An 8,639-nucleotide genomic window follows, 5' to 3' on the forward strand; every position below is an offset into this window, starting at 1 on the left:
TATGCGAAAATCAAATGTCCCCTAAATCTGACAAGGAGAATAACTACTATGTCTGTTTCGGAAGTTACGTCGTGGATGTTCATGGAAGAGATCCCCATCCCCGACGATGTGCGCAACCTGCTCATCGAAGGCGAGCAGCCCTATGCGGCATTTAAGACATTTCGCGATTCCGCAATCTTCACATCAAAGCGCCTGATCGTTCGCGATGCCCAGGGAATGACGGGCAAGAAAGTGGAGATCTACTCACTTCCGTACAGCGTGATCAACATGTGGTCGACTGAGAATGCGGGAAAGATGCTTGATTTTACCGCCGAAGTCGAACTATGGACACGCGCAGGACGCATCAAAATCAAACTAGGCAGAAATATCGACGTTCGTCGCATCGATTCCCTCATCGCCCATGCGGTTCTCAACAGCTAAATATCTCAAACGCTAAGCGCCCGAGTGCGCGGCGAAATAGGATTGGCCCTGCGCTAATCGACGAGCGACTTGGGCGAGGCTTTACCAAATCCCTAAGGTCGCCTCGCCCAAATCCCTAAAGTATCCAGGGTTTCCGCTGGTTACATGGCTGGCGACAGTCCAGGACCCGACTGGTCAGAGACGCGGTAGAGCTTCTCGTTGACGAACTCGCCCACGCCCCAGCGTTCCAGCTCACGGCCGTAACCAGAGCGGCCCACACCGCCGAACGGCAGGCCGGCAGCGGTCACAGAAGCCTCGTTGACAAAGGCCATGCCCACATCCAGCTGGCGGGCGACTTCGCGGCCCTTCTCTAGATCGGTGGTCCATACGGAACCGGATAGGCCGTAGTCGGAGTCGTTAGCGATCTCGATGGCTTCCTCAACATCCTTGGCCTTGTACACAATGGCCACAGGTCCGAAGATCTCATTGCAGCCAACGTCGGAAGTGCGGTCCACGTCGGTTAGCAGGGCAGGCTCCATGTAGGCACCGTCGCGATCGACCTTCTTACCACCGACGACGACCTTCGCCTCCCCTTCCGCTGCAGCCTTTTCCAGACGCTCCACAATTTCATCGCGCGCGTCAATGGAGGATAGTGGGCCAACATCGGCGTTCTCGTCGTCGTAAGGCCCGACCGTCATCTCGCCGATGCGTTTGGTCAGGAACTCCACGGTCTTGTCGTAGAAATCCTCCAGCACAATCAGGCGCTTCGGAGCGTTGCAGGCCTGGCCGGTGTTGTACATGCGGATCAGGACGAACTGTTCCAGGACCCATTCCAGGTTAGTGTCGTCGATAAGCACGAACGGATCGTTACCGCCGAGCTCAAGCAGGCTCTTCTTGTAGTTCTCGCCGGCAGTCTTGGCGACGGCTGCGCCAGCGGCCTCCGAACCGGTCAGGGAAACACCGGTGATACGTGGATCCGCAACGAAGGAATCCATCTGGGAGCCGGACGCGTAGACGTTGATAAAGGCACCCTTCGGCAGGCCGGCTTCCTCAAGCAGGTCCTGGCAGGCCTGGGAGGATAGCGGACAAATCGACGCGTGCTTCAGCACCAGCGTGTTACCCAAAAGCAGGTTCGGCGCTGCCCAGCGTGCTACCTGGTAGTAAGGGAAATTCCAGGGCATGATGCCCAGGATGGGGCCTAGTGGTTCCTTAGCCACAAAGGTGCGCTGCGCGCTCTGGGCTGGAAGTTCAGTATCGGCGAGCACCTCGTGGGCGTGCTCTGCGTACCAGCGGTAAATAGCGATGACGATGTCTAGCTCGCCCTCAGCCCAGCGGGTCAGCTTGCCCATTTCGCGGCCGATGTGCTGCGCCAGCTCGGTCTTGTTCTCTTCGTACAGGTCGGCGGTCTTGGCCAGAACGGCCGCGCGCTCCTCGATGGAGGTGTTGCGCCACTGCTTAAAGGCCTCGGTGGACTGTTCGAGGATGGCGTCGCGATCTGCGTCGTCGATCCGGCTGAATTGTTCTTCTGTCTTGCCGTTGTTCGGGTTCTCAATATTGAAAGTGGTCATAGACCCCTGTATACGCTAATTCATAAAACATTTCTGTTAGGTTTCTCACCGGACGGGTGCTGGACCGCGCAAACTAGGCTGATGCGAGTTTTTGATTCACCAATGCATTGAGTGAGATGCCTTCGGCTTTAGCTTCAATAGCGAGCCGCCGATGCAGCGAGGGAGAAGTGCGCACATTAAATTTTCCGGAGTAGTTACGGCTCCCCATCGGGACAGGAATTTCTTCTCCTGAGGCTTCCATATCCTCGATAACCTCTGCGACGAGGTCAAGCAGCCCCTGCTCTGCTTCCTGTCGGTCTGCATCTAACCATGACAACGAAGGGAATTCAGCAACGGTTGCCACGTACTCTTGGTCTTCTTCTGACCACGAGGTTTGAAAGCTGTACTTGTTAATATCCATCTTGGCTACTCCGTTTCTTTCCTCTTCGCTTGCAGTTTCTCTATGGCTTCTAGCACTTGATTGACCTGGTAGGGCTTGGCCTTTCCGTTGGCATTTTGAATATTGACACGAGGGTTACCCGGCCACGGCGTCTTGTACGTGCGATGCGAGGTCCTTTTCGATTTTCGGCTTTCAAAGTAGTGATCACAGACCTTTTCCAAATCGGAAAACCGCACGTTCTTTGATGACCGCTTCATTACTTTCACAATGTCATCGATGCTTTTACCCACACCGGCATGGTACCACATATAGCACCACTTTCAACGTGCGTGCGACCACTTTTCTGGCTGGCTAGGCCGCGAGGCCGGCGTTAACTGGCCTATTCAACGGGCACGAGCATCCTCCAACGCATCATGATGAACCCACGCTGTGTCGCCAGCAGTAATACGCATAGTCCTCTTTCAATCTGTGTGATGACACTCCTTCAGGGATTTCCGAGCAGCCCTGCGTCCGGCCCACCCCTCGTCGTAAAGCGAACTACTTGTGCGCCACTGTATGGCCGGCTTCGCGCTCGTTGGAGGTGGTGGTCATGGAGGCCAGCACCTCGCTGATGCGGATGTCACCGACGGGGGCTTGCTCGGGGTCGTCGAAAAGCGAATCGCCAAGAATGTTGTGCACGTACTCCAAGTCCTTATCGCCGCGGCCAGACAAGTTGACCAGCAGGTTCAGCTCCTGGCCCTCGGCCTCCGCAACCTCGGCAAGCTTCAGGGCGTAGGCAAGCGCGTGGGAAGATTCCAGCGCCGGGATGATGCCCTCATAGCGGGACAGCAGGCGGAAGGCCTGCAAGGCGTCCTCATCGGTCACCGCCACGTACTCGGCGCGGCCGATCTCACGCAGGTAGGAGTGCTCGGGGCCCACGCCAGGGTAATCCAAACCGGCGGACACGGAGAAAGACTCCGGCAGGACCTCGCCGCCCTGGCCGGTCACAACATAGGAACGCGAACCGTGCAGCAGGCCGATCTTGCCGTGGTTCAGGGCGGCACCGTGCTTGTCGGTGTCCAGACCCTCGCCGGCGGGCTCCACGCCGATGAGCTTGACGTCGGCGTTGCCTGGCTCGTCCTTCAGGTATTCAGCGAAGGCGCCGATGGCGTTGGAGCCGCCACCTACTGCGGCGATGACGGCGTCGGGAAGGCGGCCGGTGTCCTCCAGCATCTGCTGGCGGGACTCGCGTGAGATCACCGCCTGGAATTCCTTCACCAGCGTGGGGAACGGGTGCGGGCCGCACGCGGAACCCAGAACATAGTGGGTGGTTGAGAGGTTCTCCACCCAATCATTCAGCGCGATGTCGATAGCATTGGACATGGAGCCACCGGCCTCATTGGTCACGGGCACCACGGTCGCGCCCATCAGGCGCATGCGGCGCACGTTCGGCTGCTGGCGGGCCACGTCCTGGGCGCCCATGTAGATCACGCACTCCATGTCCATCAGGGCCGCGACCATCGCCGTGGCGGTGCCGTGCTGGCCGGCACCGGTCTCCGCGATTAGACGGTTTTTGCCCAGGCGCTTCGCCAGCAGGGCCTGTGCTAGCACCTGGTTGCCCTTGTGAGCGCCGCCGTGGGCGAGGTCTTCACGCTTCAGGAAAATTCGCGAGGACCCCACGCGCGGCAGGTTCTCGCACTCGTAGGTCGGGGTGGGCCGGCCCAGGAACTTTGCTTGCAGGCGGGCGAGTTCGTCGATGAAATCCTGGTCCTCGCGCGCTTCGACGAAGGCTTTCTCCAACTCATCCAGCACCGGGAACAGTGGCTCTGGCACGTACTGGCCACCGAAATCGCCGAAGAAGGCGGGCAACAAGGTGTCGCGGTGCTGGATCTCGATGGTGTCTGGCTGCTGATCAGTCATGGGGTGCCTTTCGGTGCGTGCTAAGTGAATGAATAAATACTAGCCCTTTACGTGGCCATCCGGGCCCGAAGTCCGCCACAGTATGGACTAGTCTGAGGGAATGACCCACCCCGAGAATGAGAAACAGACCCCTCCGTTAAATTTGCGGCTGACGGCCCTCGTCGCACTGCTCGTCGTTGGTGCTTGCGCGGTGGCGCTGTGGGCTGGCGATCGCGCCGTTTCAACGATCACCAGTATTCTCCTGCTCCTCGCTCTGGGGCTGCTGATCTGGTTCGTGTGGATGCCCATCTCTAAGGGCTTCCTGCCCACGGCGCTAGTGATGACAGGAGCGCTGGTGCTGTGGGCGGTCGGGGGCAATAGTGCGGCGGCCGATGTGAGTGGGAATATGCTGATCGGCTTCGGTCTCATCCTCCTTACCCAGCGGCTACTGGAGGCTGCGGAGCTGATTCCGCCGGCCTACAGGTAAGGCCGCGGCTAACGATGAAACGAAATCGACGCCAGCGACGATACTCATACAGGCACACGCGCCCCGATATCGCATAACTAACCCTGCACGACTTAGACTGTGAAATTATGACTGCTTCTCAACCCGATTTGAACACGACCGCTGGAAAGCTGGCAGACTTGCGCTCCCGTTTGGAGGAGGCGCAGGCCCCGCTGGGCAGCGAGGTTGTCGAATCCACCCACGCTGCCGGCAATCAGACTGCCCGCGAGCGTGTGCAGGAGCTTCTCGACGAGGGCACCTTTACAGAGACCGACGCCCTAGCGCGCCACCGCGTCGAAGAGTATGGCATGGACCGCAACAAGCCTGCCACCGACGGTGTTGTCACCGGCTATGGGCAGATTGGCGGGCGCCGGGTGTGCGTGTTCTCGCAGGATCCCACCATCCTGGATGGGCGCCTTGGTGAGGTCTACGCAGAGAAGGTGCTGAAGATCTACGACCTAGCCACCAAGACCGGCGTGCCGCTCATCGGGATTTATGATTCTGAGGGCCCGCGCTTCCAGGAGGGCGTAGTCACCGCGGCGATGTACGCGAAGCTGCTGCGCGCCGCCACGGAGGCTTCTGGTTTGATCCCGCAGATCGCAGTCGTTGCGGGAACCACCTCTTCTATAGCGGCGCTGCAGGTGCCGCTGGCAGATATCGCCATCCTGGTCGAGGGCGCGTCGGTGCACCTGACCGAGCCTGTCGGCGACAGCGCGCTCCACTCCCAGACCACAGGCCTGGCATCTTTAGTGGCCCCTACCGATAAGGATGCGATCGGCCTGGCACGCACCGTCGCTGGCTTCCTGCCGGTCAATAACCGCGCCGACGTCCCGATCCTCGAGGCCCCCGACAACGTGGACACCTCCGCGCTGGACACCTTCATGCCTGACGACGATGAGGCCACCTATGACGTGCGCGAGATCATCAAGCAGGTCACCGACGGCGATCTGCTCGAGCTCAAGCCAGAGTTCGCCCCCAATATCGTCACCGGTTTCGCCCACATCTCGGGCCGCGCGGTGGGCATTGTGGCGAACCAGCCAGAGTCCCAGAACGGCCGCCTCGATGCCGCAGCATCCGACAAGGCCGCCCGCTTCATCCGGATGTGCGACGCCTTCAACCTGCCGATTATCAAGTTTGTAGACTCCCCCGGTTTCATCACAGCACCGGAAGAGGAACAGGCGAACGTCGTAACGCGCGCTGCCAGCCTGGCATATGCGTATGCCGAAGCCCAGGTGGGAACGATCACCGTGATCACGCGCAAGGCGCTGGGCGCAAGCTACGTGCTGATGGGTTCGAAGGACCTAGGCGCGGACCTGGCTTTTGCGTGGCCGACCGCGCAAATCGCGCTTGCCGATGCCACGACCGCCGCAGAACACCTAGACACCAATGCGGAGAAGTACGCGGAGGCCGTTATCAACCCCTACGTGGCGGCGGAGCGGGGCCTGATCGACGCCGTCGTCGCGCCGAGCGCCACCCGCGCGCAGGTCACCGAGGGCCTGCGCCTGCTGGAGCGCAAGGTGCTCCACCCCCGCCCGAAGAAGCACGGTAATATTCCGCTCTAAGGATCAAAGGAGAATTCACTTGCTGACTACACCGATGTTTAAGGTGCTCAAGGGCAACCCCAGCGACGATGAGCTTGCCGCACTGACCGCCGTGCTCACCTCTCTGCATGCGGAAGCCACGAAGGCGCCGGCGCACGTGGAGCGCAACCTGTGGGGCGCGCCTGAATCCCGCCTGACGCCGCAGCAGCTCTACAACCCGGCCGCGTTCAGCACGGTCACTTTCTACTAGCGCCCCCTGCCTGCGGTCGATGAATCTTGTGAAAACCCGGGTTTTCGGGCCGTTTTAGCAAGATATATCGACCGGCTACAATCATGCGCATGTCTCCGCGTATCGTCCTCGCCTCGCAGTCCCCGTCGCGCCGCATGATCCTCGAATCCGGCGGCGTCACCCCGCTGATCAGGCCCGCGGACATCGATGAGGACGCCCTGCTCGCCTCGCTTGTCGACGAAGACCCCGCCACCAAAGTCGCCGCCCTAGCACAAGGGAAAGCCCAAGTCATAGCACCCGACTATCCCGACGATGTGGTGGTGGGCTGTGATTCGATGCTGCTTCTGGACGGGCAGCTCGTCGGCAAGCCACATACCGTGGAGCGCACCATCGAACGTTGGAAGGCGCAGCGTGGGAAGGCGGCACAGCTGCTGACCGGGCACGCGGTGTGCTACCGGGGCGAGTGGAAGGTGGACACCATTTCCACCGCCGTGCACTTCGGGGATGTCTCGGATGCCGATATCGAAGCCTACGCCGCCTCCGGCGAACCCTTGGGCTGCGCGGGCGCGTTCACCCTGGAGGCCCTGGGCAGCTGGTTCATAGACCGGATTGAGGGCGATCCTTCCTCCGTAATCGGCATTTCGCTGCCTTTGCTGCGCCGCATGCTGTACTCTTTCGGGCTGAACGCCTCCGACTCCTGGGACTAACCCTTCGTGCGCCAAGAACGAGTCGACGGCATTGATCTTGCTCGCGCCATCGCCATCTTTGGCATGTTCGTGATGCACACTTTCTACCACCAGGATCGCGATAACTGGTTCTACCAGCTCTTTCAGGGCCGCTCCACGATCTTGTTTACGGTGCTGGCCGGGGTGTCGGTGGTGCTGATGTCGCGCACCCGCACCGGGGGCCAGTCGCTGGTGCAATTCGTGGTACGCGGGCTGCTTCTCATCCTGCTGGGCCTGACGATCACCACGGAGCACACCGGGCCCATCGTCATTCTGACCTCCTATGGCGCCCTCTACCTCGTGCTCGCTCCCCTCCTCTTCCGCGTCCCAGGGTGGGCACAAGCCCTGCTCGCCGCCGTGGGCGTGTTTCTGTGCCCATGGCTTTCCCAGGTCTGGCGCGGGGGCACGGACGGCGGCGTGCCCACCTGGCCCATGCTTATCGACGACCCTTCCCGCGCCCTCGAGCTCCTATTCCTGACCGGCGCGTTTCCCTTGTTAACAATGGCGCCGGTGTTTGTGGCGGGCATGGCCACCGGCAACGCGCTGGTGAAGTGGCGCACCGCCTGGGATGGGCTGATCGGCATCGGTGGCGTGCTGGCCGCTGCCGGTTTCTGGCTTTCTTCCCTGTTTTTATCGCGCAGTGACTTTATTGAGCGGCAGGCGGCGCGGGGTGTGGACTTGGAAGAGTTCACGGACATGCTTGATAGTGCGCCCGGGGTGACCCCGGTGGGCGATGCCGGCTGGCTGTGGGTCTATGTGCCGCACTCGGGTTCGATCGCGGAGCTGTTAGGGAGCATCGGCACCTCGCTGTTGGTGATCGGCCTGTGCGTTCTTTTGTGCCTATGGCGGCCGTTTAACCTGGTCATGTACCCATTGCGCGCGGTGGGCCGCATGCCTCTGACCGTGTACACCGCCCATATTCTGTTTTTAGGGTGGCTGGACAGCCAGGGAATGAATATCGCGTGGATGGAATGGGCCTGGGTGAACCTCTTAGTCCCCTTGGTCTTTGCGCCGGTCTGGTTGTTGTTTTTCAAGCGCGGCCCTTTGGAGAGTGTGCAGCGCCAAATCTTGCGCCTTTTCGAGCGCGACCGCCCCTAGCGTCCCTTTTGTCCCTTTCGGCCGACAAATCGGCCCATTTTCTAAACAAAGAGGGAATCTGTCTGCCAAAAGTGCTCCTACCGCTAACGCAGGTACCCTGGGTGCATGGAAATTAATGACATGCTTGCCCCTCCCCCGCTGCACCTGCCCGAAGATCCTGCCGCCGGTAAGGATCTACTCGCAGATGACACGGCCTACGCCCACCCCGATTCCCCGAGCGTGTGGGCAGCTCGCGCCAAGAATGAACTGGACAATGGCGATACCCTAGTCGCCTACGCGTACGCGCGCACCGGGTACCATAGGTCCCTCGATCGCCT

The 8,639-nt window shown here is 60.6% G+C and carries 11 protein-coding genes; 7 read left to right on the forward strand and 4 right to left on the reverse strand.

Going from position 1 to position 8,639, the window contains the following annotated elements:
* Positions 1–48: 48 nt before the first annotated feature.
* A complete protein-coding gene (locus ACHFGA_RS05410; RefSeq protein ID WP_394281398.1) occupies positions 49–420 on the forward strand; it encodes a PH domain-containing protein in 372 nt (123 codons plus the stop codon).
* Positions 421–560: 140 nt separating this feature from the next.
* Here ACHFGA_RS05410 and ACHFGA_RS05415 read toward each other — a convergent pair whose 3' ends face one another.
* The 4 genes from ACHFGA_RS05415 to trpB form a co-directional block, all read right to left on the reverse strand.
* Positions 561–1,967 carry an NAD-dependent succinate-semialdehyde dehydrogenase gene (locus tag ACHFGA_RS05415; protein ID WP_394281399.1) on the reverse strand — a complete coding sequence of 469 codons (1,407 nt, stop codon included), beginning with the start codon at positions 1,965–1,967 and terminating at the stop codon, positions 561–563.
* A 73-nt stretch (positions 1,968–2,040) separates the two neighbouring features.
* Positions 2,041–2,367: a type II toxin-antitoxin system HicB family antitoxin gene (locus ACHFGA_RS05420; RefSeq protein WP_394281400.1), complete on the reverse strand. Its 327-nt coding sequence runs from the start codon at positions 2,365–2,367 to the stop codon at positions 2,041–2,043.
* Positions 2,368–2,372: 5 nt separating this feature from the next.
* Positions 2,373–2,636, reverse strand: a complete 264-nt coding sequence (locus tag ACHFGA_RS05425) for a toxin HicA (protein ID WP_394281401.1) — start codon at positions 2,634–2,636, stop codon at positions 2,373–2,375.
* A 247-nt stretch (positions 2,637–2,883) separates the two neighbouring features.
* A complete protein-coding gene (gene trpB, locus ACHFGA_RS05430; protein ID WP_394281402.1) occupies positions 2,884–4,245 on the reverse strand; it encodes a tryptophan synthase subunit beta in 1,362 nt (453 codons plus the stop codon).
* Between the two features lie 100 nt (positions 4,246–4,345).
* Between trpB and ACHFGA_RS05435 the strand changes: the two genes are divergently transcribed.
* From ACHFGA_RS05435 to ACHFGA_RS05460, 6 genes are all read left to right on the forward strand, one after another.
* Positions 4,346–4,711, forward strand: coding sequence for a hypothetical protein (locus tag ACHFGA_RS05435; RefSeq protein ID WP_394281403.1), 366 nt, complete (start codon positions 4,346–4,348; stop codon positions 4,709–4,711).
* Between the two features lie 107 nt (positions 4,712–4,818).
* Positions 4,819–6,291, forward strand: a complete 1,473-nt coding sequence (locus ACHFGA_RS05440) for an acyl-CoA carboxylase subunit beta (protein WP_394281404.1) — start codon at positions 4,819–4,821, stop codon at positions 6,289–6,291.
* A 19-nt stretch (positions 6,292–6,310) separates the two neighbouring features.
* Positions 6,311–6,520 (forward strand): acyl-CoA carboxylase subunit epsilon, encoded by a 210-nt coding sequence (locus ACHFGA_RS05445; RefSeq protein WP_394281405.1) that lies wholly within the window; start codon positions 6,311–6,313, stop codon positions 6,518–6,520.
* 83 nt (positions 6,521–6,603) lie between these two features.
* Positions 6,604–7,206: a Maf family protein gene (locus ACHFGA_RS05450; protein ID WP_394281406.1), complete on the forward strand. Its 603-nt coding sequence runs from the start codon at positions 6,604–6,606 to the stop codon at positions 7,204–7,206.
* Positions 7,207–7,212: 6 nt separating this feature from the next.
* Positions 7,213–8,322, forward strand: coding sequence for a DUF418 domain-containing protein (locus tag ACHFGA_RS05455; RefSeq protein ID WP_394281407.1), 1,110 nt, complete (start codon positions 7,213–7,215; stop codon positions 8,320–8,322).
* 105 nt (positions 8,323–8,427) lie between these two features.
* A partial coding sequence (locus ACHFGA_RS05460; RefSeq protein WP_394281408.1) for a DUF3151 family protein occupies positions 8,428–8,639 on the forward strand: 212 nt, incomplete at its 3' end.

Source organism: Corynebacterium sp., assembly GCF_043426755.1.
Classification (GTDB): Bacteria; Actinomycetota; Actinomycetes; order Mycobacteriales; family Mycobacteriaceae; genus Corynebacterium.

What these genes read in the sequence shown, in the direction of transcription:
- ACHFGA_RS05410 (WP_394281398.1), top strand. Translation starts at nt 49, where the DNA reads ATGTCTGTTTCGGAAGTTACGTCGTGGATGTTCATGGAAGAGATCCCC.
- ACHFGA_RS05415 (WP_394281399.1), bottom strand. Translation starts at nt 1,967, where the DNA reads ATGACCACTTTCAATATTGAGAACCCGAACAACGGCAAGACAGAAGAA.
- ACHFGA_RS05420 (WP_394281400.1), bottom strand. Translation starts at nt 2,367, where the DNA reads ATGGATATTAACAAGTACAGCTTTCAAACCTCGTGGTCAGAAGAAGAC.
- trpB (WP_394281402.1), bottom strand. Translation starts at nt 4,245, where the DNA reads ATGACTGATCAGCAGCCAGACACCATCGAGATCCAGCACCGCGACACC.
- ACHFGA_RS05435 (WP_394281403.1), top strand. Translation starts at nt 4,346, where the DNA reads ATGACCCACCCCGAGAATGAGAAACAGACCCCTCCGTTAAATTTGCGG.
- ACHFGA_RS05440 (WP_394281404.1), top strand. Translation starts at nt 4,819, where the DNA reads ATGACTGCTTCTCAACCCGATTTGAACACGACCGCTGGAAAGCTGGCA.
- ACHFGA_RS05450 (WP_394281406.1), top strand. Translation starts at nt 6,604, where the DNA reads ATGCGCATGTCTCCGCGTATCGTCCTCGCCTCGCAGTCCCCGTCGCGC.